Source organism: Peteryoungia algae (assembly GCF_030369675.1).
Classification (GTDB): Bacteria; Pseudomonadota; Alphaproteobacteria; order Rhizobiales; family Rhizobiaceae; genus Allorhizobium; species Allorhizobium algae.
Window position 1 is genome coordinate 1,341,643 of record NZ_CP128477.1, and the last position, 23,229, is coordinate 1,364,871.

At 61.9% G+C, this 23,229-nt stretch carries 19 protein-coding genes and 1 other RNA gene; 10 read left to right on the top strand and 10 right to left on the bottom strand.

What is annotated here, in order from left to right; translation table 11 throughout:
• Positions 1-194: 194 nt before the first annotated feature.
• From rnpB to QTL56_RS06695, 5 genes are all read right to left on the bottom strand, one after another.
• Positions 195-593, bottom strand: an RNA gene (rnpB, locus tag QTL56_RS06675) — RNase P RNA component class A.
• Positions 594-672: 79 nt separating this feature from the next.
• Positions 673-1,863, bottom strand: a complete 1,191-nt coding sequence (locus QTL56_RS06680) for an FAD-dependent oxidoreductase (protein WP_245136556.1) — start codon at positions 1,861-1,863, stop codon at positions 673-675.
• Between the two features lie 81 nt (positions 1,864-1,944).
• Entirely contained in the window at positions 1,945-2,469 is a 525-nt protein-coding gene (locus QTL56_RS06685; protein ID WP_229576832.1) for a lytic transglycosylase domain-containing protein, read from the bottom strand.
• 257 nt (positions 2,470-2,726) lie between these two features.
• Positions 2,727-3,488, bottom strand: coding sequence for an N-acetylmuramoyl-L-alanine amidase (locus tag QTL56_RS06690; RefSeq protein ID WP_245136555.1), 762 nt, complete (start codon positions 3,486-3,488; stop codon positions 2,727-2,729).
• On the bottom strand, positions 3,485-4,222 hold the full coding sequence (locus QTL56_RS06695) for a J domain-containing protein (protein ID WP_229576834.1): 738 nt from the start codon (positions 4,220-4,222) through the stop codon (positions 3,485-3,487). The genes QTL56_RS06690 and QTL56_RS06695 overlap by 4 nt, the downstream gene beginning before the upstream one ends.
• Positions 4,223-4,538: 316 nt before the next feature.
• On the opposite strand from QTL56_RS06695, the gene QTL56_RS06700 reads away from it, so the two are divergent.
• From QTL56_RS06700 to QTL56_RS06710, 3 genes are all read left to right on the top strand, one after another.
• On the top strand, positions 4,539-5,753 hold the full coding sequence (locus tag QTL56_RS06700; protein WP_245136554.1) for a pyrophosphate--fructose-6-phosphate 1-phosphotransferase: 1,215 nt from the start codon (positions 4,539-4,541) through the stop codon (positions 5,751-5,753).
• A 46-nt stretch (positions 5,754-5,799) separates the two neighbouring features.
• Positions 5,800-6,435, top strand: a complete 636-nt coding sequence (locus QTL56_RS06705; RefSeq protein ID WP_229576836.1) for a LysE family translocator — start codon at positions 5,800-5,802, stop codon at positions 6,433-6,435.
• A 129-nt stretch (positions 6,436-6,564) separates the two neighbouring features.
• Complete coding sequence (locus QTL56_RS06710; protein WP_245136553.1) at positions 6,565-7,518, top strand: transglycosylase SLT domain-containing protein; 954 nt, start codon at positions 6,565-6,567, stop codon at positions 7,516-7,518.
• A 15-nt stretch (positions 7,519-7,533) separates the two neighbouring features.
• Here QTL56_RS06710 and QTL56_RS06715 read toward each other — a convergent pair whose 3' ends face one another.
• Both QTL56_RS06715 and QTL56_RS06720 read right to left on the bottom strand, forming a co-directional pair.
• A complete protein-coding gene (locus QTL56_RS06715; protein WP_229576838.1) occupies positions 7,534-8,901 on the bottom strand; it encodes a serine hydrolase domain-containing protein in 1,368 nt (455 codons plus the stop codon).
• A gap of 93 nt (positions 8,902-8,994) precedes the next feature.
• A complete protein-coding gene (locus QTL56_RS06720; RefSeq protein WP_245136552.1) occupies positions 8,995-10,536 on the bottom strand; it encodes a putative bifunctional diguanylate cyclase/phosphodiesterase in 1,542 nt (513 codons plus the stop codon).
• 138 nt (positions 10,537-10,674) lie between these two features.
• On the opposite strand from QTL56_RS06720, the gene QTL56_RS06725 reads away from it, so the two are divergent.
• From QTL56_RS06725 to QTL56_RS06740, 4 genes are all read left to right on the top strand, one after another.
• Positions 10,675-11,925 carry a BtaA family protein gene (locus QTL56_RS06725; RefSeq protein WP_245136551.1) on the top strand — a complete coding sequence of 417 codons (1,251 nt, stop codon included), beginning with the start codon at positions 10,675-10,677 and terminating at the stop codon, positions 11,923-11,925.
• A complete protein-coding gene (locus QTL56_RS06730; RefSeq protein ID WP_245136550.1) occupies positions 11,922-12,590 on the top strand; it encodes a class I SAM-dependent methyltransferase in 669 nt (222 codons plus the stop codon). The genes QTL56_RS06725 and QTL56_RS06730 overlap by 4 nt, the downstream gene beginning before the upstream one ends.
• A 139-nt stretch (positions 12,591-12,729) precedes the next feature.
• A complete protein-coding gene (locus QTL56_RS06735; RefSeq protein WP_245136549.1) occupies positions 12,730-13,509 on the top strand; it encodes a glycoside hydrolase family 25 protein in 780 nt (259 codons plus the stop codon).
• A gap of 103 nt (positions 13,510-13,612) precedes the next feature.
• Complete coding sequence (locus QTL56_RS06740) at positions 13,613-14,800, top strand: lytic murein transglycosylase (RefSeq protein ID WP_245136548.1); 1,188 nt, start codon at positions 13,613-13,615, stop codon at positions 14,798-14,800.
• Positions 14,801-15,307: 507 nt separating this feature from the next.
• Here QTL56_RS06740 and metF read toward each other — a convergent pair.
• The 3 genes from metF to ettA all read right to left on the bottom strand — a co-directional run bounded on the left by metF (position 15,308) and on the right by ettA (position 19,021).
• Positions 15,308-16,216 carry a methylenetetrahydrofolate reductase [NAD(P)H] gene (gene metF / locus QTL56_RS06745; RefSeq protein ID WP_245136547.1) on the bottom strand — a complete coding sequence of 303 codons (909 nt, stop codon included), beginning with the start codon at positions 16,214-16,216 and terminating at the stop codon, positions 15,308-15,310.
• A complete protein-coding gene (locus QTL56_RS06750) occupies positions 16,217-17,224 on the bottom strand; it encodes an ArsR/SmtB family transcription factor (RefSeq protein ID WP_245136546.1) in 1,008 nt (335 codons plus the stop codon).
• Between the two features lie 147 nt (positions 17,225-17,371).
• Entirely contained in the window at positions 17,372-19,021 is a 1,650-nt protein-coding gene (ettA, locus tag QTL56_RS06755; RefSeq protein ID WP_245136545.1) for an energy-dependent translational throttle protein EttA, read from the bottom strand.
• Positions 19,022-19,275: 254 nt separating this feature from the next.
• On the opposite strand from ettA, the gene QTL56_RS06760 reads away from it, so the two are divergent.
• The 3 genes from QTL56_RS06760 to QTL56_RS06770 all read left to right on the top strand — a co-directional run bounded on the left by QTL56_RS06760 (position 19,276) and on the right by QTL56_RS06770 (position 23,209).
• Positions 19,276-20,202 carry an alpha/beta hydrolase gene (locus tag QTL56_RS06760; RefSeq protein WP_245136544.1) on the top strand — a complete coding sequence of 309 codons (927 nt, stop codon included), beginning with the start codon at positions 19,276-19,278 and terminating at the stop codon, positions 20,200-20,202.
• A 158-nt stretch (positions 20,203-20,360) separates the two neighbouring features.
• The gene (gene caiB, locus QTL56_RS06765) at positions 20,361-21,560 is read left to right on the top strand and encodes a succinate--glutarate CoA-transferase (protein ID WP_245136543.1); all 1,200 of its coding nucleotides are present in this window, start codon (positions 20,361-20,363) and stop codon (positions 21,558-21,560) included.
• Positions 21,557-23,209 carry a thiamine pyrophosphate-binding protein gene (locus QTL56_RS06770; RefSeq protein ID WP_245136542.1) on the top strand — a complete coding sequence of 551 codons (1,653 nt, stop codon included), beginning with the start codon at positions 21,557-21,559 and terminating at the stop codon, positions 23,207-23,209. The genes caiB and QTL56_RS06770 overlap by 4 nt, the downstream gene beginning before the upstream one ends.
• Positions 23,210-23,229 lie beyond the last annotated feature (20 nt).

Genomic DNA, 23,229 nt, shown 5'->3' on the forward strand with positions numbered 1-23,229 from the left:
GTCAATGGGAACGGTCGGGATGAGCCAGCTCCACGATTCAAATATTGATAGGCGGTTAAGCTTAACGAATGGTTAGAAACTGCTGTTTTCCGAAGCTTTTTCGGCCGGCAGGACCGCAGTCTTCACAGGCGCCCACGCCCCGCGTTCCGCCTGTGTTTTCAGGCGCTTCGCACGAAAGTGCAAAAAAGGAGAATTTTGCCAGTTGGCCTGTAAGCCGGGTTCTGTAAGGCCCCGGTTTCCCGGGACGCGGCAGCCATTCATCTGGGACAACGCTTGCGCGCTGCCTCTCGCAACCCACCCGGATGACTGGCCCAGAAACAGGCTGTAGCGATGCTTTCGCGCCGCCCGCGTCATCCCTATTCGGTCTTGCTCCCGGTGGGGTTTGCCGTGCCGTCCCTGTTGCCAGCGACGCGGTGGGCTCTTACCCCACCCTTTCACCCTGACCTCGCATGCGAGGCGGTTTGCTTTCTGTGGCACTTTCCCTGAGGTCGCCCTCGCCGGACGTTATCCGGCACCGTGTTTCCGTGGAGCCCGGACTTTCCTCACCCTACCGCCTTTCGGCATTGGTAAAGCGCGGCTGCCCGGCCAACTGGCAAGCGGTCCTTAGCCGACCCTCTGCCCGATTGCCACCGAAAAGCGAGCACGGGGCACCACTTGGACGCTTTTGGTGAATCAGTCCCTGAAGACCGGCCGGAAGATGTCGCCATAGACCTCGTCGACAATCCGGCCATGCTGCATGAGTTCTGCGCCGAGGCGCCCGATCTCGTCCGAGCTCTTCGCGGCCGCGCCGCAGCCACCGGTCAGAACTGCGATTCGCTCGCTGGCAAAGCCGATCGCCGGATAGTTGTTCGGCGTGAACGAGGTCACGCAGGCGGCCATGGAGATCGGGGCGTCTGACAAGGTCGGCACGAGGCCGGTGAGGATCCGGTGCAGGTGATCGCGCGTGGTGAGCCGGCCACCGCGTCGGAACCAGGCACGGATCTCCGGCTCGACGTCCAGCTGAAGATCGTCGGGGTCGCCACCGATCTTCAGGTAGGTCTTGCCGTCCGGATAGCGCACCGGCGGCAGAAGATAAATGTGATCGGTGGGATTGTCGGACTGATGAATGAGCGACGGCATGCCGGAATAGGCGGCCAGATCCTCGTCTGCAATCTCGAAAAAGGCGACCGTTCGGCCGTAGACCTTGAGATCGAGAGGGCGCGGGACAAGGTTCTCGTTGATCGAAAAACCGCCGGCCGCAATCAGGACACGCTCGGCGGTATAGACAGCGCCGTCGTCCGTGGTGACGATGGCGAGGCCACCTTCCTCCCGAACCGACACAGCCGTACGCCGAACCACCGTAGCGCCCGCTTTTTCCGCTAGGATGCTCTGCGCCTCGACGAGCCTGCGCGGATTGACATAGCCGGCATTCGCCTGCTCGAAAACGCCCTCGAAATCGGATCCGAAATCGAAATAGCGGAACCGCGACGTGAGCGCCGCGTCCGACAAGATCTCGACCGATACGCCGAGCTGTTGTGCGGCGGCCTCGACCTGCCCGACATAGGGGTCACGTCCGCCGCGCTTCGGCCCGACGATCAGGCAACCGACCTCGGCGTAGAACTCGACCCCGCTTTCGATTGCGATATCGCCATATCGTGCGATCGAGCGATTGGCCATCCGGGCCCATATGGGATCGGAATCGATTGTCCGGGTGATCCGGGCTTCGTCATAGTGACTGGAGAAGACCCCGTGATGATTCGCCCAGTCCTTCGGCTCATCAGGGCCGATGACGGCAACCCCATCCCCCTGCAGGGCAAGATAGCGGGCTGCCGCAGCGCCCATCATGCCCCGACCAACGACAATCGACTTGTACCGCTGAACCATGCGTCACCATCCTTACATTGCGTGCGGTGATAGCATGACGAACCCGGCTGTCCAGACAGTTTGCAACCGGGTGGAGATTTCTCAGTTGCCGATCAAGGCGATGACCTTGCCGCAATAGCGCTTCGAAACCGGGTTCATGCGCTTGGCGCCGTGCCCTGCATTGTACCGCAGGATGGTTCCGCAGGTTTCTCCGCCACCGAGCTCATGGGCTTTGGAAAGATATTTCATGCCGTAGCGGATATTGGTGTCGGGATCATAGAGACCCTTGGTCTTGCCACGATACCCCATGGACCGTGCCGTCGCCGGCTTGATCTGCATCAGCCCCACCTCGCCGGCGCTGCCGCGCGCCTTGGGATTGAAGTTGCTCTCGACGCGAACGACAGCATGGGCGAGATCGACAGGGACGCCATAGGTCTTGGCATATTTGGTGATGATGGCGCTGTAGGGGCTCTTGGAGAAGGCCGGAGCTGCGGGATAGCCGGCATCGCGGTCGATCGTCTTCAAGGGCTTTTTGAAGCTTCGCTCCTCGCTATTGGCAAGCGCGGACTGGGTGTGAGTCAAAAGAAGTGCGATGCATGCCGCGGCAGCGAAAAGACGTCGTATCATGAGAAGGTTCAGTCTCCAGTCGAGAACCGGAATCGGCGCGCATCAAAGCGGACGCAGTTCAGCGTTGCGAGCCCTGTTCGGACTGCCCGTTTCGGTTCTCTCGAGTTGATGTTCGCGCCGGGTTTCAAAGAGAACCGCTGGCGCCGTTCAGCCCGTCCTTTAGAGCCGCCCAATAAGGAATTCGTGTGGCAGTGCAACAAAACGGCACTGAATTCGTTAAACCTGTTGGCTTTCCGGAAGGTGCCGGAGGCGCTGGATCAGGTGAAACGCGGCAGGTTCGTCAGCAGCCGATGCAGTGTCTCGATGGTTGAGCTATCGGCGACACCGTCAACCTTGGCCTGCCGGAAATGGCGCTGGAATGCGGCAACCACGCCTTCCGTCTGAAGACAGAATTCGCCAGAGATCTCAATGCCGTAACCATAGAGCGAAAGCATCGACTGCAGCGCCTCGATCGGCTGCCCCTGGTCGCCACGCTGGAAGAAGCGACCGCCGCTGATCGGAGCCGGCTCCACCCAATGGCCGACACCTCCTTCATGGAGCGCCGCCCAGGGGAAATTTTCACCCGGATCGAGCTTGCGAATGGGAGCCACATCGGAGTGAGCCAGCACCCGTTCGGGGGCTATTTCATGCCGGTTGACGCATTCGCGACACAATTCGATGACGGATTGGATCTGCTTTTCGGGAAAGTCGGGAAGTCCGGCCGGGTGTCCTGCATTGACGATTTCGATGCCGATCGACCGCGAATTGATATCCGTCTCGCCCCCCCAGACGCTTTTGCCCGCATGCCAGGCCCGACGCGACTCGGGAACCATCTGCACCACGCCCCCGTCCTCATGCACGAGGTAATGGCTGGAGACCTGGCTTTCCGGCGTGCACAGCCAGGCTTGAGCCCCTTCGGCCGACGGCATGCCCGTATAGTGGAGGAGAAGAATATCGGGCCGATCCACGCCCAGCCGTTCACCGTGATTGGGCGATGGACAGACCTCCGCGCGCTTGAAATCCGCGGTGAACGAACTCATGCCGCCCGGCGCGCCTTTTCGATTGCCGAATAAGCCTCGTTGAACTTGGCCATGCGGTGATTGGCGACGGCGTGAAACTCCGTCGGCACACCGCGGGCATGCAGCCGATCGGGATGATGTTCGGCGGCGAGCGCCCGGTAGCGCTTGCGGATCGTCGCGAAATCGTCGGACGGGTTCACGCCGAGAACGCCATAGGGGTCGCCATTCAAGTGGATGTGCCGTTCGGTAATCGAGGCGAACCGCTCGTCGGACAGACCAAAGATCTCCGCAATGCGGGCAAGGAAGGCAAGTTCCTTCTCGTGCACCAGGCCATCGGCCTTGGCGATGTGAAACAGCGCGTCGATGATATCCTCGAGCACCGGGCAGAACTGGTCGCAGGTCCGGCACATGCCGGCGAGGTTCTTCGCATAGGTCTCGAAACCGGCCACATCCTGGCGGGCGAGATTGTAGAGCCGCGCGACGTTGCGAGCCTCTTCAGGCGGAAACTCGAAGATCTTGCGGAAGGCCTCGACCTCGGCAGTGGAGACAACTCCGTCTGCCTTGGCCATCTTGGCAGAGAGCGCGATGATGGCGACGGAGAAGGAAACGCGACGACGCGTTTCGGGATCACCTTCGAACGCCGTGCGAACGGCCTCGACGATGCTGCCGATCACATTGCCGGCCGCGTCACCGATCGCCCCGAGCAGGCGGTCCCAGAATGACGATAATTGTTCGCAGGCGAAATCGAAGATCATGGCCAAGCTTGACCAAAAAAGACCAGAAAAAGCAAGAAGGCGGGGCCTCTGCCGAGGATTAAAGTTTCTTCATCTTGGATCCATTTCGCTGAAGACGCTCCATTTGCATGCCTTGGCGAAGCTCGAAACCTCATCCCGGGAGGGGGCGCCGGCGGCACCGCAATTTGAAACGATTATATTCGGACACCCATCGTGAAATCGGGCGAAACACCCGTTTTCCTTGATTTTTTAGCTTTACAGCGCGTCTCGCCTGTCGCATCCATTTGCCACCTGAACCAGACGACGGACGGGCGATCACGGTGCCCGAGGAGGAATGATGGCCAAGCAGAAAGTCGCGATGTTGACCGCCGGGGGCCTCGCGCCCTGTCTCTCGTCTGCAGTCGGCGGATTGATCGAGCGCTATACGGACATCGCACCCGAGGCCGAGCTTATCGCTTACAAGTCCGGTTTCCGCGGCCTGCTGATGGACTACAAGATCGAGATCACCAGGGAGATGCGCGAGAAGGCCTACCTCCTGCATCGCTATGGCGGCTCGCCGATCGGCAACAGCCGCGTGAAGCTGACCAATGTGGCAGATTGCGTGAAGCGCGGCCTGGTCAAGGAAGGCGAGAACCCGCTCCGCGTCGCGGCCGAACGCCTCGCGGCTGACGGCGTCACCATATTGCACACGATCGGCGGCGACGACACCAACACCACGGCCGCCGACCTTGCCGCCTATCTCGGCGCGAACGGCTACGACCTGACAGTCGTCGGCCTGCCGAAGACGGTCGACAATGACGTCTACCCGATCAAGCAGACGCTGGGCGCCTGGACTGCAGCGGAAGTCGGCGCGCGCTTTTTCGACCATGTCTCGAACGAGCAGAGCGCCTCGCCGCGCACGCTCGTCATTCACGAAGTCATGGGCCGCCACTGCGGCTGGCTGACCGCAGCAACCGCCCGCGCCTATATGCAGCGCACGCTGCACAACGAATATGTCGAAGGCTTCATGATGAACGAGGAGCTGAAGAACATTGACGGGCTCTATCTGCCGGAGACCCATTTCGACATGGACGGCGAAGCCACCCGCTTGAAGCGCATCATGGATCGCACGGGCTTCGTCACCCTCTTTGTCTCCGAAGGTGCCTGCATGGAAGAGATCGTCGCCGACCGCGAGGCCGCCGGCGAAGAGGTCAAGCGCGACGCCTTTGGCCATGTGAAGCTCGACACGATCAATGTCGGCAACTGGTTCCAGAAACACTTTTCCAAGCTGCTCGATGCCGACCGCTCTATGGTCCAAAAATCGGGCTACTACGCGCGTTCCGCCCCGGCCAATTATGAAGACCTGCGTCTGATCCAGAGCATGGTCGATCTCGCTGTCGAAGGCGCACTCGGCAAGGTCTCCGGCGTCACCGGCCACGACGAGGACCAGGGCGGCCGCCTGCGCATTATCGAGTTCCCGCGCATCAAGGGTGGCAAGCCGTTCGACCTCGGCACACCCTGGTTCGCAGAAGTGATGGACTATCTGGGCCAGAAGTACCGCCCGATCCATTGACCTGATCGCCGAAAGCTGGCTTCCTCTTGTTGGAGGAGTGAGTGCGATGCCCCAACTTACCTGGATCCTGTTCGCGGTCGTTGCGACGACCTTTCTGGTTGTGCCTGGCCGGTCGAAGCGCAAGGTCCTGTCCTATGCCCTCGCCCACGGCAAGAAGAGTGCCTTCGCCACCATACCCGGCGTGGCCCTCGGCTCCATGTTCGCGGCAGCCTCGACGCTGGCACTGTGCTGGGCCGTGATTTCCGTGTCTCAGACGGCTTTCACCGTCTTGCAATGGATCGGTCTCGCCTGCCTCCTGCTTTTCAGCCTCGGCCTCTCCCGCGCCCCTGCCGGCAGCGAACCGATCGCCGACAACGACAATCTGCCGGAAGAAAAGCCGCTGCGAGTCATCGCGCATTGTTTCCAGAGCGAGTCCCGCGACCCGCGTGCCAGCCTGGTGGTGGCCGCACTTCTGCCGCAATTCCTGACGCCTGCGAGCCCCTTTTTGGCTCAGGCGGTCACCCTTGGAAGCATCTTCGTCCTTCTTTCGGCGCTGACCTGCCTGCCCTATGCGCTGTTCGCCGAGCGCCTCCGGAAAACCATCAAAAAACATGCAGTTCGCAGAACGGTAAACCGCTCGGGCGGCACCGTCCTGATCGCGGCCAAGGCGGTCACGGCTGGCTATCGGAAGATCGCTGCTTGAGGAATTGATCACATCCGGAGCACGCCCCGGCGTAAGCTTGCCGCAATGTCGGGCATAGACTAAGAATTGGAAACGGATCGCCGGCTGATTTGCCGGTGACGTCGAGTGCGTCTCGTAATGGATAGTGGCATGATCTTCAGAACAGACCGCAGCATCGCTCTTTGCATGGCTGCTTCAATCGTGGCTGGGCTGGGCGGATGCACCGCGATCGACGAAAGCGTGAAGGCGGATCTCGCCGCCGCACCGGTCGCCAATCCAAAATCGCCGGAAATGCTCGCAGCGACCGCGGCCGAAGCCGCAATGAACGGCACAGCCGCCACTGCGATGACGCCTGACGAACTCGCAGCGGCCAATCCCGGCCCCGCGCCAGTCATCCCGGGAACCGAGACTGCCGCGCCGATCCCTTCGCTCAAAGCATCCGCCCTGTCGCCGGCAGCACCCCAGACGGCTGCGACCGATGCCCTGGCCATGATGACGACGCCCGAACAGTCTGCGACCGGCGCCCAGCAGATGACCGCTGCGGCAGCCTCCACCGAAGCGACACTCGCGCCACCCGGCGTTACACCAGCTGCGACCGCCGCATCCATGACCGCAACCACGGAACAAAAGCCGTTGGTTCTGGCCTATGCCGCACCACTGCGCACGACGGCCCTGACCAGCTTCGGCGACCCCTTCGACACGACCCCACCCGGCGAACCGCCTGTGCTCGATCCCCAGCGTAAGCCGGAAACCGTCGGACCGACTCGACTGAATGCGCTCATCGAGAAGTATTCGCGGGTTTACGAGATCCCTGTCGATCTCGTGCACCGGGTCGTGCACCGCGAAAGCCGTTATAATCCTGCCGCCTACAGCAAGGGCAATTACGGCCTGATGCAGATCCGTTACAACACGGCCAAGGCCATGGGATACAGCGGTCCGGCAGACGGTCTTTTCGACGCGGAAACCAACATCAAGTATGCGGTGAAGTATTTGAAGGGCGCCTGGGTCGTCGCAGACAATGACCACGATCAGGCTGTCCGCCTCTACGCTCGCGGCTATTATTACGATGCGAAGCGAAAGGGCCTCCTGCACCTCGTGCAGTAACGGCACCGGCCCGCGTCAGCGCAGGGCCGCCCTTACAGCCTCGACCAGTCTTTGGGGCCTGTATTCCAACCGCCGCGGCGTCAGCCCCAGTCTCACGACGACCAACCGCTCCGACGGGATGACGGCGATCGACTGGCCGTCATGTCCGAGCATCCAGACAGTGTCCTCCGGCAAGCCAAAATCGTTATCCGCGCCTTGCGGACCGTTCTGCCAGGCCTGCGCCCTCGTGTAGGCGCCGTCAGACGTCTCGCTGGGTTCGGTGATACGCGCCACAAAGGCAGGATCGAGAAGCTGCCGGCCTGCCCAATTGCCGCTCTCGGCGATCAGCAGGCCGAACCGCGCCCAATCCCGTGCTGTCGCATAGAGGTAGGAACTGCCAACGAAGGTTCCCGCCTGATCCGGCTCCAGCACGGCGCTGCGCATCCCGAGGGCATCGAAGAGTGCCCGTCGCGGAAACGCCAGCGCCTCTGCCTGGTCCGCAAAGCGCGACATCCAGTAGCGGGAGATGAGCACGGTTTCTCCCGAGGAATAGTTGAAGCGCGTCCCTGGGGGCGCCTCCGAGGGCAGCGACGCGACATAGGCGCCCATGTCCGGCTCGAGATAGAGCATGCGGGTAACGTCGGTCACATCGCCATAGTTTTCGTTGAAGCGCAGGCCGCTTTGCATGGCGAGCAGATCAGCAAGCGCGATCTCGCGGCGAGCATCCCCGGACCATTCGGGGAAAAGTGCGCGCGCCTCAAGGTCGATGCGCCCTTCCCCCTGCAGCAGCCCCAGCAAGGCCGCTGTGACCGTCTTCGTCATCGACCAGCCGAGCAGCGGCGTCCGCTCGTTGAAGCCAGGGCCATAAGCCTCGCCAACGATTTGCCCGTCTTTCACGACCACGACGGCGCGGGCGGAAGCGCCGAGCAGATCGGCATCACCCAGAACGTCCGCGAGATCCGGATCCGGGGTAGGAACGGCCTCACCTTCCGGCCAGGCAAGGGCCTCGTCGGCCGGCACAGCCTCCGAGACCGGGGCAGCCAAACGACGCGCCAGGCCGATATCCGCTTCTGCCACAACTGCGCAGCCGAGGCCGGTGCGGTAGACTGCATGGGCCGGCGCGACGATCCCGAGCATGGCCGCACGCACCAGGCCGCCTTCCAGATCCACGTCTACACCGACCAGCTTCAACAGGGGATGCCCCGGCGCCTGGACATCGTCACGCAGCACCTCGTCAGCATCGCGGCCGGCGATGAAGACGTTGGAGCAGACGATCTTGGCAGCGTAACCGGTTCCGACCCTTAGAAGATCCGGAGGAGAGACGAGGACAACACCGATACCGACCGCCACGAGGGCAACCAGCGCCACCGTCAGTCTAAGGCCCCATTTGATCGCTCGTTGCATCCGCCCGTCTCCTCACATTCCGGCTACCCAAGCAGGAAAGGATGACAGGCGAAAGAGACGGATGGCAGGCAGGGGAGGTTTTCCCATGCCCTTTCAAGGAGTGGCGGACGCGACGGGCCGAGGCAGCCGCGCCTGCAGGTAGCCCAGAGCCTCTGCGGCGGCAAAAGGCTTGGAGAAGAGGAAACCCTGTGCCTCACCAATGCCGAGCAGTTTGATGAAGTCGAGCTGGTTCTTCGTCTCGATGCCCTCGATCGTCGTGCTGATCTGGAAGGTTTCGGACAGCTTGTGCATCAGGTCGACCAGCTTGGCACCCTGGCTCGTCTCCAGCATCTGGCAGGCGAAGGAACGGTCGATCTTGAGCTCGTCGAGCGGGAACAGCCTCAGATTGTTGATCGAGGAGAAGCCGGTGCCGAAATCGTCGAGCGCAATGCGCACACCACCCGACCGGAGTTCGGCGAGACACCGGCAGACAAGGTCGATATCGATGGAAAACACGGCTTCCGTGACCTCGATCGTCAGGCGTTCGGGTGCAAGCCCGGTCTCGACCAGGCAATCGAGGATATGCGTGACGAAATACGGATCCTTGAACTGATCACCGGAGACATTGACGCTGACCCCCGTCGGGGCCGGCCAGGTTGCCGCTGCGGCACATGCCTGCTGCACCACCCATTTTCCAATGACCTGTATGATGCCCGTCTTTTCCGCCAATGGAATGAACACGTCCGGCGTGACCAGGCCGCGCCGCGGATGATGCCAGCGCAATAGCGCCTCGAGCGACCGGACATCACCATTCTCGACCGCAACGATCGGCTGGTATTCGAGATAGAATTCGCCGTCCACGAAGCCACGCGACAGATCGCGTTCCAGTTCCAACGCCTCCATCACCTCGCATGCGAGCTTCTCGTCATGGAAGGCGTGGCTCGGCCCGAAGACTTCCTTCGCACCATAGAGGGCGAGGTCGGCACGGTGCAGGGCGGATGAAATATCCTTGTCCTGTGCCGTCATCAGCGTCGCACCGATGCTGACGCCCGCCAGCACCCGCCCATGGGCGAGTTCGAACGGCTGCGCCAATGCATGTTCGATCTCCAGACAGACGAACTCCGCAACGGCCCGCTGCGTCACCGTTGGCAACACCACGGCAAACTCGTCGGCGCCATGTCGGAAGAGTTGCGCCTCCTCACCGGCTGCCTGGCGCAGGCGCTCGGCGACCGCGACGAGCAAGGCATCCCCTGCCGCATGACCGAGCGTGTCGTTCACATATTTAAAGCGGTCGAGATCGATCAGCAGCAGCGCACCGCGAGACGGACGCCCCAAGGAAGCGAGCGCCTGCCGTGTACCAAGTCCGGTCAATCGATCGACTTGCGAGGCGACGGCAAGCTCCGATGCTCCGCCCTCAAGCCGGCGGATACGCTCACGCAGGAGTGCATCCCAGGCCGCTAGTCGCCAGCCAACCGCAGCGCCGACCAGCGGCAGGCTGGACGCTGCGAGAATTGACCAATCACCGAGCAAAACTGTGGATAGGGCGGTGAATCCGCTCTCGGAAACATCAGGCAATGCAATCGCCACGGCTCCGCCCACAAGCCCGGCAAGACTGTAACGCAGCCGTCTGCCGAGCGGGATTTCACTTAACATCATGTTAAACACCCCTAAAATAACTGAGGACAATTTGTGTGAAATGCATTGATATTCGGTTACCGCTGGCGGCTCCGCACGTCATCAAACTGTAGCACGCGATAGCTACACGCCGTGAAACGCAAAGGACGGCGGATCGACATGACAGACATTGCACCTGATGCCGGATTTCATGGAAACGAGAAGCTGAAGGACGCCCTGCTGCAGCATGCGCCCTTGTCGGCGGCAGGCCTTTCCGAGCGCCTCTTCGGTCTTCTCTTCTCCGGACTCGTCTACGCCCAGATCTGGGAGGATCCTGACGTCGACATGGAGGCCATGGATCTGCACGAAGGGGCCCGCATCGTCACCATCGGCTCGGGCGGCTGCAACATGCTTGCCTATCTGAGCCGACGTCCGGCCTCGATCGATGTGGTCGATCTCAATCCGAACCACGTGGCCCTCAATCGTCTCAAGCTCGCGGCCTTTCGCCACCTGCCGGATCACGCCTCGGTCCGCCGCCTGCTCGCAGACCAGGGCACAGCGACCAACGTTCGCATGTACGACCGTCATGTTGCACCGAATCTCGACACGGCGACACGAAACTACTGGGAGACGAGGGGCCTGAGCGGACGTCGGCGCATCTCTGTCTTCAACCGCAATATCTACCGGACTGGCCTGCTCGGCCGATTCATTGCCATTGGCCACCTGATCGCCCGCATCCATGGCGTGCGCCTCGAAGAGCTGGCAGAGACCCGTTCGCTGCGCGACCAGCGCATGTTCTTCGATAGCCGCATTGCACCCCTCTTCGACAAGCCGTTGATCCGCTGGCTGACCCGTCGCAAGAGCTCGCTCTTCGGCCTCGGCATCCCGCCACAGCAATATGACGAGCTTGCCTCGCTTGCAGACGACGGCACGATCGCGCCCGTCTTGCGCCATCGCCTCGAAAAGCTGTGTTGCCACTTCCTGCTCCGCGACAATTATTTTGCCTGGCAAGCCTTCATGCGCCGCTATCCGAAGCCGGAGGAAGGCATTCTCCCGACCTATTTGCACGAGAGCCACTATCCGGCGATCCGCCAATCGGTCGATCGCGTGACGGTCCATCATGCGAACTTCACCGAATTGCTGGCGAACAAGCCGGCAGGCAGTGTCGATCGCTATGTCCTGCTGGATGCCCAGGACTGGATGACCGAGCAACAACTGAACGCACTCTGGACGGAGATCACCCGAACGGCCTCGGACGGCGCCCGCGTGATCTTCCGCACGGCCGCCGAAGCCTCCATCCTGACCGGCAAGCTCGCACCAGCCCTCCTCGACCAGTGGAACTATCAGGCTGACCGCTCGCAGGCGCTTAACCGGCAGGATCGTTCCGCGATCTATGGCGGCTTCCACATCTACGAGAAGCGCCCGGCATGAACGACGGCCCTGTAGTTCTCAACCGGGCCGGATCGCGGGAGCATGCAGAAAGCATGGACCGCATGTACCGTTACCAACGGCACATCTACGACCTGACCCGCAAGTACTACCTGCTCGGTCGCGACCGCATGATTGCCGGCCTCGACATGCCACCCAAGGCTTCGCTGCTTGAAATCGGCTGCGGCACGGGCCGCAATCTCGTGCTTGCGCGGCACCATTACCCGACTGCCCTGCTCTTCGGCCTCGACATCTCGGCAGAGATGCTGGCGACCGCCAGAGCGAAATTCTCAGCCGATATCCATCCACCAGAATTGCAGGTCGCCGATGCCACGGCCTTCTGCGCCGGCGACTTCCGGCGCAACGGTTTCGACCGTGTGATCATCTCCTATGCCCTGTCGATGATCCCCGACTGGCAGGCAGCCATCGATCGCGCGATCGAGGCGCTGGCCCCGGATGGCTCGCTGCACATTGTCGACTTCGGCCAGCAGGAACGGCTGCCCGGATGGTTCCGCACGACGCTGCAGGCTTGGCTCACCCGCTTTCACGTGACGCCACGCCCGAACCTTCGGGATGTTCTGGAACAGCGCGCGGCCGCTCATGGCCTACAGCTCAGCTTCGAGCCCCTCTGGCGCGGTTATGCCTGGCGCGCCGTCTTGAAGCGCTGAAGGTTCCCTGCACGCGCAAGATTGCATATAACGCGATATTAACCATGATGCACGCAGGGTGGTGGACGATCTCCCACGTCTCGTCTTCGTTGCACCGCCTGGGGGCATGTAATTTCAATTCTCAGCCGACGGACCCTGCATGCGGTGGCTCTCTGCACTTCTTCTTCCCCTCTGCGTGGCTGTCACGGCCTGTACCTCAGGGTCCTATGACCTGATGGAGACGGCGTCCGTCTCCCCGCGCTTCCACGACACCGATCCCCAGCATTTTGATGGCAAGACACCGCACCGCCACGAAGTGCACGGCATCGACGTGTCGAAGTGGAACGGCGACATCGACTGGCGGCAGGTCAAGAAGTCGGGCGTTTCCTTCGTCTTCATCAAGGCGACGGAAGGCGGTGACAGGCTGGATCCGCGCTTCCACGACTACTGGCAGGGCGCTCGTGCCGCCGGTATTCCGCATGCGCCCTACCATTTCTATTATTTCTGCTCCACGGCAGACGACCAAGCGGACTGGTTCATCCGCAATGTGCCGCGCGAAGCGAATCTGCTGCCGCCCGTGCTGGATGTCGAATGGAACCCGAGTTCCCCGACATGCCGCCTGCGGCCGGATGCCGCCACCGTGCGCAGCGAAATGCAGCGCTTCATGCAGCGCATCGAAGCGCATTACGGCAAGCGCCCCATCATCTACACCTCGGTCGACTTCCACCGGGAAAATCTCGAAGGCGCCTTCAAGGATCACCATTTCTGGGTCCGGGCCGTCGCCCAGCATCCGACCGAAATCTATCCCGACCGCCGCTGGGCCTTCTGGCAATACACCTCGACCGGCGTCATTCCGGGCATTCGCGGCGGGACCGATATCAACGTCTTTGCGGGAAGCCAGAAGAACTGGCAGAATTGGGTCGCAACCGTCTCGAAATGATCGCAAACGATCTGTAGAGGCTCCGCAGAACCTGCCATCCGTGGCCGGCATGACCGCGCGGGGCTGAAAGGCCTGCGCGCGCAAACCCTCGAAGGACCGATTGATGAATAAAGCCCTGCGTCATACGCTCCCCCTCGCCCTCCTGCTCGCTTCGACCGGCCTCGTGCAGGCCCAGCAGCAATGCGGCGGTGACCTCGCGACTTTTCTGGAAGGCGTCCAGACGGAAGCGATCGCAGCGGGCACCCCGCCGGAGATTGCCGCAAGAGCACTGGCCGGCGCCGCCATCGACCAGAAGGTTCTCTCCCGCGACCGCTCGCAGGGCGTCTTCCGCCAGACCTTTCTCGAATTCTCCGGTCGCACTGTCAGCCAGGCCCGGCTCGACATCGGTCGTCAGAAGATCAAGCAGTTTGCCGATGTTTTCGCCCGCGCCGAACAGGAATACGGCGTCCCGGCCGGAGTGATCGCGGCCTTCTGGGCCATGGAGACCGACTTTGGCGCCGTCCAGGGTGATTTCAACACCCGCAATGCCCTCGTCACTCTCGCCCATGACTGCCGCCGACCAGAACTCTTCCGGCCGCAGCTCCTCTCCCTGATCAAGATGGTCGAGCACGGCGACCTTGACCCCGCCAGCAATACCGGTGCCTGGGCCGGTGAGATCGGCCAGGTGCAGATGCTGCCCAAGGACATCATCGAATTCGGCATAGACGGCGATGGCGACGGCCACGTGAACGTCAAGCAGAGCAGCCCAGACGCGATCCTGACGGCTGCCAAGTTCATCCAGCATCTCGGCTTCAAGCGCGGCGAGCCCTGGATCCAGGAAGTAACGATCCCGGAGAACCTCCCCTTCGATAAATCCGGCCTCGGCGGCGCAATGACCGCAGGTGAATGGTTTGCACTGGGCGTTCAGCCACGCGACGGCGACACCGGCTTCTCCGCCCTCCCCGCGTCGCTGGTGCTGCCGCAAGGCCGCAAGGGGCCGGCCTTCATCACTTATCCGAACTTCAACATCTACCTCGAATGGAACCAATCCTTCATCTACACGACCTCGGCCGCCTATTTTGCCACCCGCTTCGGCGGTGCGCCGGCCTATCAGAAGGGCAACCCTGAACCGGGCCTCGACGTCGATCAGATGGCAGCATTGCAGACGAAGCTGCAGGGGCTCGGCCACGACGTGGGCAAGATCGACGGCATCCTCGGAGCCGGAACCCGGGTCGCGGTGCAAAAGGAGCAGCAGCGGGTTGGCATTCCCGCCGACGGCTGGCCGACGCCGGCACTCCTCAACGCACTCTGAATCACAGAGTCAGCATGGTTTTTGGCCGGGGTGGCACTGCTGCCCCGGCCTTTTCTTTGGCGGTAGCGAGCGCGACACGCGAAAGACACCCGGCAAGATCACTTTTGCACAGCCCCGAAGCCTCACGGATATTAAACTTCATTAACACCCCGAGATCGACGCCAAACGTTTGATCCATAATGCTTATCAAACTAGTCTCATATTCAGATTCTCGTCGCTTTCCGCAGCGCAACACCGATTAGCCCTTGCATAGACACAAATCAGACATAATATCTAACAGTCAACGCGAGGAGGCACACATGGGACTGACCAATTCTATCAATGTCCTGATCGTAGGTGCAGCGTTTGTTTTCGTAGCCACGATGCTGTTCATCTGACACAGGTCGAATGAACCAACGCCCATGGCTTGGCCGAACCAGGCCTCTCCAGAATTCATAAATTCAAAACATCAAAAGGCGCATGACGGTTACCGTCATGCGCCTTTTCTGCAGGAAGCGACAGCACAGCTCAGGCGGCAGCGCCCGATACGTTTTCTGCCTTTGCCGAGAAGCCGAGACGGTCGAGGGTCGCAATCGTGAGGGGAGCCCTGTTCATCGTGTAGATATGGAAGTCCTGCAAGCCGCGCCGCGAAAGGTCCGCGATCTGCTCGGCCGCAATGTCGGCGGCAATTGCGGCCCGTGCCCGCGGATCTCCGTCCGAGCCCTCAAAGCGGGCATCCAGGAAGGAGGGAATGCTTGCACCGCACATCGCCGCAAAACGCTTGAGCTGGGTCAGGTTCTGGATCGGCATGATGCCAGGCACGATCGGTATGGTGATTCCGGCCGCGCGGACCCGTTCGAGGTAGCGTTCGAAAATGTCGTTGTCGAAGAAAAACTGCGTCAGCGCACGCGTCGCCCCGGCATCGACCTTCTGCTTCAGCATATCGAGATCGACCACATCATTCTCGCTCTCGGGATGGCGTTCCGGATAGGCCGAGACGGAAATCTCGAAGTCGCCGATATCGCGAAGGCCTGCCACGAGATCGGCGGCATTGGCGAAGCCTCCCGGATGCGGCGCATATCGACTGCCGACACCGCCCTGCGGGTCGCCGCGAAGCGCCACGAAATGGCGAACTCCGGCCGCCTGGAATTCCTCGACGACTGCCCGCACTTCCTCGCGCGTCGCAGCGACGCAAGTCAGGTGCGACGCGGTGGAAAGCGGCGTATCGGCAATGAGGCGCTTGACGGTCGCAAGCGTCGGCTCCCGCGTGGTGCCGCCCGCCCCATAGGTCACGGAGACGAAATCCGGCTGGTAGGCCTGCAGTGCTTCCACCGTCTGCCAGAGCTGCGAGTCCATATCAGGAGATTTGGGCGGGAAGAACTCGAAGGAGATCCTGAGGTCAGAGGTCTTGGCGATCGGCCGCTCGGTCTTCGTCATCTATCTGCTCCCGGTCAAGGCAAGTGGTTGGTCCTGGGGTGTGTCTGCGACGGCGGCCATGCGCCGGGCGAGCCAGATCGTCACGGTCAGCCCGCGTCCGGCAGCACTCTCCGGCGGCAGGTCGATCACGTTTTCGACGGACAGGCCCTGCCGTCCGAGCCACTCGGCCATGACGGCATGCGAGAAGCCGAGACGCACATGGGCATGTTCGTCGCGCAGATATTCGTGCGCATGGGCCGCGAGATCGATGATTGCGAGGCGGCCGCCGACCTTGAGCATGCGCGCGGCTTCGGCAAGCGCCAGCTCCGGCTCTTCAAGGAAGTGCAATACCTGGTGGATGGTGACGAGATCATAGTCCCCGGCATCGAGCGGCAGGTTCAGGATGTCGCCATGACGGACGCTCGCCGACAGGATACCCTCCTTGTCGAGGTTGGAGCGGGCGACGGCCAGCATGTCCCGGCTGGCATCAATACCGATCGCTCGACGAAAGCGCGGCGCCAACAGCTGTAGAATGCGGCCGGTCCCCGTGCCGAGATCCAGCATGGCTTCGACCGGTTCCGTGCCGACGATCTGCAACAGTGCGGCCTCGACATCGGCGTCGTTCACATGCAGACGGCGCAGCTCGTCCCATTCCGAGGCGTTGCGGCTGAAATAGGCCTGCGCCTTCTCGGCTCTCGCCCGCTTGACGGCGGTAAGCCGGTCACGGTCGCGCTGCAAGACGGGATCGCTGTCTTCGGCAGCGTCGAGAAGGATGCGGATGAGTGCGGCCCCGGCGCCGTCCTGCTTCAGGCGAAAATAGGCCCAGGCCCCTTCCTGATAGCGGTCGATCAGATCTGCTTCAGCCAGCAGTTTCAGGTGCCGGGAGATTCGGGGCTGCGATTGCCCGAGAATTTCGGTAAGATCGGTCACCGTGAGATCGCCGGACGACAGAAGCATCAGCAAACGAAGCCGCGTCGGCTCCCCGGCCGCCTTCAGCAGATCCACAAGAGTATCAACGCCCAATCTCATCAGCACCACCGCAATAACGACATAAAGATATCTTTATGTCTCATCGGCGCCGGATGCAAGTCAAAACTTGTCGGCAACGTGGATTGCGGTCAGCAAAAGGGCCGGCACCTTTCGGCCCGGCCCTCTTTGGGTATTGAAGCTTATGCCTCAGCGCGTCAGGCGCTTGTAGGACTGGCTGCCCGGATTGAGCGCATCGGGGCCAAGCCGACGGATCTTGTCCTGCTCGTAATCCTCGAAGTTGCCCTCGAACCATTCCACATGGCCGTCACCTTCGAACGCGAGGATATGCGTCGCCAGACGGTCGAGGAACATGCGATCATGGCTGATGATGATGGCGCAGCCGGCAAAGTTCTCGAGCGCCGTTTCGAGCGCGCCGAGCGTTTCGGTATCCAGGTCGTTGGTCGGTTCGTCGAGCAGCAACACATTGCCGCCGGCCTTCAGCATCTTGGCCAAATGCACGCGGTTGCGCTGACCACCGGAGAGATTGCCGACCTTCTGTTGCTGGTCGCCGCCCTTGAAGTTGAAGGCGCCGCAATAAGCGCGGGAGTTCATGTCGAATTTGCCAAGCTTGATGATTTCGGCACCGCCCGAGATTTCCTCCCAGACGGTCTTCGAACCGTCCAGCGCATCGCGACTCTGGTCGACATAGCCGAGATGCACAGTCTCACCAACGCGGATCGAGCCGGCATCAGGCTTTTCCTGGCCGGTGATCATTTTGAACAGCGTCGACTTGCCGGCACCGTTCGGGCCGATGATGCCGACGATGCCACCCGGCGGCAGCTTGATCGAGAGATCGTTGATCAGCGTGCGGCCTTCAAAGCCCTTGGTGATTCCGTCGAGCTCGATGACCACCTGGCCGAGACGTTCGGAGACCGGGATGATGATCTGCGCATCGCCCGGACGGATGCCTTCGGCGGCATCCACCAGCTGTTCATAGGCCTTGATACGCGCCTTGGACTTTGCCTGGCGGGCCTTCGGGCTGGAGGCGATCCATTCCTGTTCGCGTGAAATGGCCTTCTGGCGGCCGGCATCTTCTCGGGATTCCTGCTGCATGCGCTTGGCCTTCGCCTGCAGGTAAGCCGAGTAGTTGCCCTCGTAGGGAATGCCGCGGCCGCGGTCGAGCTCGAGGATCCAGCCCGTGACGTTGTCGAGGAAGTAGCGATCGTGGGTGATCATCATCACGGCGCCGGGATAGTCGCGCAGGTGCTTTTCCAGCCAGGCGATCGTCTCGGCATCCAGATGGTTGGTCGGTTCGTCGAGCAGCAGCAGGTCCGGCTGCGAGAGCAGCAGGCGGCAGAGCGCGATACGGCGGCGTTCACCACCCGACAGCAGCGTGACGTCGGCATCCTTCGGCGGGCATCGCAGAGCTTCCATCGCCATTTCGACCTGCTGTTCCAGATCCCAGAGGTTCTGGCTGTCGATGATGTCCTGGAGCTTGGAGCCCTCTTCCGCCGTCTCGTCGGAATAGTTCATCATCAGTTCGTTGTAGCGGTCGAGCACGGCCTGCTTGTCGGCCACACCTTCCATGACGTTTTCGAAAGCATTCTTCGCCGGATCGAGATGAGGTTCCTGCTCCAGGTAACCCACAGTCGCACCTTCGGCGAGCCAGGCTTCGCCCGTATATTCCTTGTCCTGCCCGGCGATGATACGCAGCACGGTGGACTTACCGGCCCCGTTCGGGCCGAGAATGCCGATCTTGGCATCGGGATAGAACGAGAGATGGATGTTCTCGAGAATCTTCTTGGCGCCGTAGGACTTGCTGAGTCCCGACATGTGATAGATGAACTGACGTGCCATGGGGTCTTGCTCCGGCGGAAATGGGAATTTGCCGCTATGTAGGCGAATTGCGCCGAGGGAGCAATGCAGGGAGGCGGCAATCGACGGAAAATACCGGAGATCTGGCCTCTGACCTTCTTCTGGCGCATCGACCGCACCTTCAGTCAACCGACGCGCAACGAACAAGATGCATCTCCCCTAATTGAGGATGCCGGGGAACACCAGTCTTGCACAAGGGGTCGAGATATCCTCCTATCGCGCCAAGGGAGAACCGAATGTTTTCAGATCTGAATTTTCACCAGTCGCCGACCGGCGCCCGTCTCGCCTATCATCATCAACAGTCTGAGACTGCCCCGCGTGGCATCGTCATCGTCTGTCATGGCCTTGCCGAACATTCCCGCCGCTACCGCGCTTTTGCCGAAGCGCTGGCTGCGCACGGCTATCACGTCTATGCCCATGACCATCGCGGCCATGGCGAGACCACGGCTGCGGACGCAAGCCTTGGGCTTTTTGCGCGCAAGAACGGCTATGCCAAGGCCATCGCCGACGTGGTTGCGATGCGAGATCTCGCGAGCAGCGCGCATCCCGGACTGCCGATCATACTTTTCGGCCATTCCATGGGTGGCCTGATCGCACTGAATGTGGCGATTGAGAACCCTCAGGCCTTCCACGCGCTGTCGATCTGGAACTCCAATTTCAATCCCGGACTTGCGGGGCGCTTCGCCCAGGGCGTCCTTTATCTCGAACAGATGCTGAAGGGCTCGGATGTCCCGTCGCTGGTCCTGCCGAAGGCAACCTTCGCTGCCTGGGGCCGCGCCATCCCGGGTCACCGCACGGCCTTCGACTGGCTGTCGCATGATCCGAAAGAGGTGGACGCCTATATTGCCGACCCCCTCTGCGGCTTCGACGCCAGTGTCTCGATGTGGCGCGACATTTTCCGCTTCACCTTTGCCGGAGCCGACGCGGAACGCCTTGCCCGACTGCCACCGCGGCTTCCGGTCTATCTCGTCGGTGGCGCCGAGGATCCTGCGACCAACAAGGGCCGCGAGATCCGCTGGCTCGGCCAGCGCATGCTGGATGCCGGCATGACGGATGTCGATGCCACTGTCTATGAAGGCATGCGCCACGAGACGCTGAACGAGATCGGCCGTGAAAAAGCTGTTGGCGATTTTCTGACATGGCTCGGCAGTCTCTCCCCCTGACAGGCGATCTCTTGCCGAAACGGAATGATGCCATGAGAGAATATCAGGTGCGGAGACCAAAAACCGGCACTATAGCTCAACTGACAGCAGTTCTTGTCATGGCAAACGATCCGAGAGCGTCGGATCCGCAGGCCTGACGACAGCTCACAGGATCGCGCATGACCGCCAAACCCTCCGCCCCGTCACCGCTTGCCGGCATCCGCGTGATCGAACTCGCCCGTGTGCTCGCCGGCCCCTGGGCGGGCCAGATGCTGGCCGATCTCGGGGCCGACGTGATCAAGGTGGAAAACCCAGACGGCGGCGATGACACCCGCGCCTGGGGTCCCCCCTTCGTGACGGGCGACGATGGCGAAAACCTTTCGGCCGCTTATTACCATTCGACCAACCGCAACAAGCGCTCGATAGCCATCGATCTGAAAACGCCGGAAGGCCAGGACATCGTCCGCCGTCTCTGCGCTTCCGCTGATGTCGTCATCGAGAACTTCAAGCGCGGCGGTCTTGAGAAATATGGCCTCGACTACGAGAGCCTGAAAGCCGTCAACCCGAAGCTCGTCTATTGCTCGATCACAGGCTTCGGCCAGAACGGCCCCTACGCCGATTTCGCCGGCTATGACTACATCGTCCAGGGCATGTCCGGCTTCATGTCGATTACGGGCGAAAAGGACGGAGAACCGATGAAGGCGGGCGTCGCCATCGCCGACATCTTCACCGGCATCTATGCCGTAACCGCGATCCAGGCTGCCATCATTCACGTGATGAAGAAAGGTCAGGGCCAATTCGTCGATATGGCGCTGCTCGACGTGATGTCGGCCGTACTCGCCAACCAGAACATGAACTATCTGATCTCGGGCAAGCCGCCGACGCGGCTCGGCAATGCCCATCCCAATATCAGCCCCTATGAAGTGGTCCCCACCGCCGACGGTCACCTGATCCTCGCCGTCGGGAATGACGGGCAGTTCAGGCGCCTCTGCACGATTCTGGGCATCCCGGCGATCGCCGAAGACGAGCGCTTTGCCACCAACAAGGCCCGCGTCGCCCACAAGGTCGATGTCCGCGCGACCGTGACCGCCGAGACAGTAAAGTGGCAGAAGCGCGACTTGCTTACCGCCTGTGAGGCGAATGCGGTGCCTGCCGGGCCGATCAACTCGATCGAGGAAATGTTCGCCGATCCTCAGATACAGGCGCGCGGCCTGAAGATCGACCTCGCCGACGACAAGGGCACTGCGATCCCGAGCGTGCGCACGCCGATCGTGCTCTCCGAGACCCCCCTGCGCTACGAGCGCCCGAGCCCGCGTATCGGCGAGCACGGCGAAGAAATCCTGGCCGAACTGGCCGAGCTGGAAAGGAAGACGCAATGAAGAGAACCGGCGGAGCGCTGATCGTCGAAGCACTCAAGGCAAATGGCGTCGAGCGCGTTTCCTGCGTTCCCGGCGAAAGTTATCTCGCCGTGCTCGACGCGCTGAAAGACAGCGGCATCGAGACGCTGGTCTGCCGCCAGGAAGGCGGCGCCGCAATGATGGCGGACACCTGGGGCCGCCTCACCGGCAAGCCCGGGATCTGTATGGTGACGCGCGGTCCGGGCGCCACCAACGCTTCTGCCGGCCTGCATGTCGCAAAACAGGATTCGATCCCGATGATCCTCTTCATCGGTCAGATCGGTCGTGACATGAAGGAGCGAGAAGCCTTCCAGGAAGTCGAGTATCGCCGTGCCTTTACCGAATTCGCCAAATGGGTCGGCGAGATCGATGATGCCCGCCGCATCCCGGAATTCGTCACCCGGGCCTTTGCCGTCGCAACCTCAGGTCGCCCCGGCCCGGTCGTCCTGACACTGCCCGAGGACATGCTGCTCGACGAGGTCGATGCCCCGCAGGCCAAGGCTTACACCCCGGTCGAGGCGCATCCCGGTCCCAGCCAGATCGCCGCCCTCGGCGAGATGCTGAAAACCGCCAAGCGCCCCATGGTCGTGCTCGGCGGCACCCGCTGGAGCGAGGCCTCCGTCGCCGGCATCCAGGCCTTTGCGGAAAAGTTCAAGCTGCCGGTCGGCTGCTCCTTCCGTCGCCAGATGCTCTTCGACCACCTGCATCCGTCATATGCCGGCGATGTCGGCATCGGCATCAACCCGGCGCTGGCGAAAGAAGTGAAGGAAGCCGACCTGCTGATCCTGCTCGGCAGCCGCTTCTCCGAAATGCCCTCCTCCTCCTACACGCTGATGGACATCCCCTGCCCGGCGCAAAAACTCGTTCACGTGCACCCGGACCCGTCCGAACTCGGCCGCGTCTACCGCGCCGATCTTGCCATCTGTGCCGCGCCCGACGAGTTCGTCTCAGCCCTCGCCAGCCTTGATGCGCCCACGGCCCCGGTCTGGGCCGACCGCACCGAGGCAATGCATGCCGCATACCTCGCCTGGTCGACCCCGCCGAAGTCGAGTCCTGGCCCGGTGCAGATGGGCGAGATCATGGAGTGGATCGAGGACAACACGGCGAAGGACACAATCTTCACAAACGGCGCTGGCAACTATGCGACCTGGCTGCACCGTTTCCACCGCTTCCAGGCCTTCAACACCCAGGCCGCCCCCACCTCAGGCTCGATGGGCTACGGCCTGCCGGCGGCCGTCGCTGCCAAGCAGCTCTTTCCCGAGCGCGAAGTCGTCTGCTTTGCCGGTGATGGCTGCTTCATGATGCATGGCCAGGAATTTGCGACCGCCATGCGCTACAACCTGCCGATCATCACGCTCGTGATCAACAACGGCATCTATGGCACGATCCGCATGCACCAGGAGCGTGAATATCCCGGTCGGGTCAGCGCCACCGACCTGACCAATCCCGACTTCGCGGCCCTTGCCAGGGCCTATGGCGGCCACGGCGAAACCGTCGAGAAAACGGAAGACTTCGCCCCCGCCTTCCTGCGCGCCCGGGCGAGCGGAAAGCCTGCGATCATTGAGATCAAGCTTGATCCGGAAGCGATCACGCCGACGCGCACCTTGACTCAAATTCGCAACAGGGCGTGACAGACCATTGAACTGCAAAG

Excerpts from the sequence above, each read along its gene's own strand:
- QTL56_RS06685 (WP_229576832.1), bottom strand. The coding sequence starts at position 2,469 with ATGATACGACGTCTTTTCGCTGCCGCGGCATGCATCGCACTTCTTTTG.
- QTL56_RS06715 (WP_229576838.1), bottom strand. The coding sequence starts at position 8,901 with ATGCAACGAGCGATCAAATGGGGCCTTAGACTGACGGTGGCGCTGGTT.
- QTL56_RS06760 (WP_245136544.1), top strand. The coding sequence starts at position 19,276 with ATGTTTTCAGATCTGAATTTTCACCAGTCGCCGACCGGCGCCCGTCTC.
- QTL56_RS06725 (WP_245136551.1), top strand. The coding sequence starts at position 10,675 with ATGACAGACATTGCACCTGATGCCGGATTTCATGGAAACGAGAAGCTG.
- QTL56_RS06735 (WP_245136549.1), top strand. The coding sequence starts at position 12,730 with ATGCGGTGGCTCTCTGCACTTCTTCTTCCCCTCTGCGTGGCTGTCACG.
- QTL56_RS06730 (WP_245136550.1), top strand. The coding sequence starts at position 11,922 with ATGAACGACGGCCCTGTAGTTCTCAACCGGGCCGGATCGCGGGAGCAT.
- QTL56_RS06680 (WP_245136556.1), bottom strand. The coding sequence starts at position 1,863 with ATGGTTCAGCGGTACAAGTCGATTGTCGTTGGTCGGGGCATGATGGGC.
- caiB (WP_245136543.1), top strand. The coding sequence starts at position 20,361 with ATGACCGCCAAACCCTCCGCCCCGTCACCGCTTGCCGGCATCCGCGTG.
- QTL56_RS06695 (WP_229576834.1), bottom strand. The coding sequence starts at position 4,222 with ATGATCTTCGATTTCGCCTGCGAACAATTATCGTCATTCTGGGACCGC.
- QTL56_RS06710 (WP_245136553.1), top strand. The coding sequence starts at position 6,565 with ATGATCTTCAGAACAGACCGCAGCATCGCTCTTTGCATGGCTGCTTCA.
- QTL56_RS06740 (WP_245136548.1), top strand. The coding sequence starts at position 13,613 with ATGAATAAAGCCCTGCGTCATACGCTCCCCCTCGCCCTCCTGCTCGCT.
- ettA (WP_245136545.1), bottom strand. The coding sequence starts at position 19,021 with ATGGCACGTCAGTTCATCTATCACATGTCGGGACTCAGCAAGTCCTAC.
- QTL56_RS06750 (WP_245136546.1), bottom strand. The coding sequence starts at position 17,224 with ATGAGATTGGGCGTTGATACTCTTGTGGATCTGCTGAAGGCGGCCGGG.
- QTL56_RS06700 (WP_245136554.1), top strand. The coding sequence starts at position 4,539 with ATGGCCAAGCAGAAAGTCGCGATGTTGACCGCCGGGGGCCTCGCGCCC.
- QTL56_RS06690 (WP_245136555.1), bottom strand. The coding sequence starts at position 3,488 with ATGAGTTCGTTCACCGCGGATTTCAAGCGCGCGGAGGTCTGTCCATCG.
- QTL56_RS06770 (WP_245136542.1), top strand. The coding sequence starts at position 21,557 with ATGAAGAGAACCGGCGGAGCGCTGATCGTCGAAGCACTCAAGGCAAAT.
- metF (WP_245136547.1), bottom strand. The coding sequence starts at position 16,216 with ATGACGAAGACCGAGCGGCCGATCGCCAAGACCTCTGACCTCAGGATC.
- QTL56_RS06705 (WP_229576836.1), top strand. The coding sequence starts at position 5,800 with ATGCCCCAACTTACCTGGATCCTGTTCGCGGTCGTTGCGACGACCTTT.
- QTL56_RS06720 (WP_245136552.1), bottom strand. The coding sequence starts at position 10,536 with ATGATGTTAAGTGAAATCCCGCTCGGCAGACGGCTGCGTTACAGTCTT.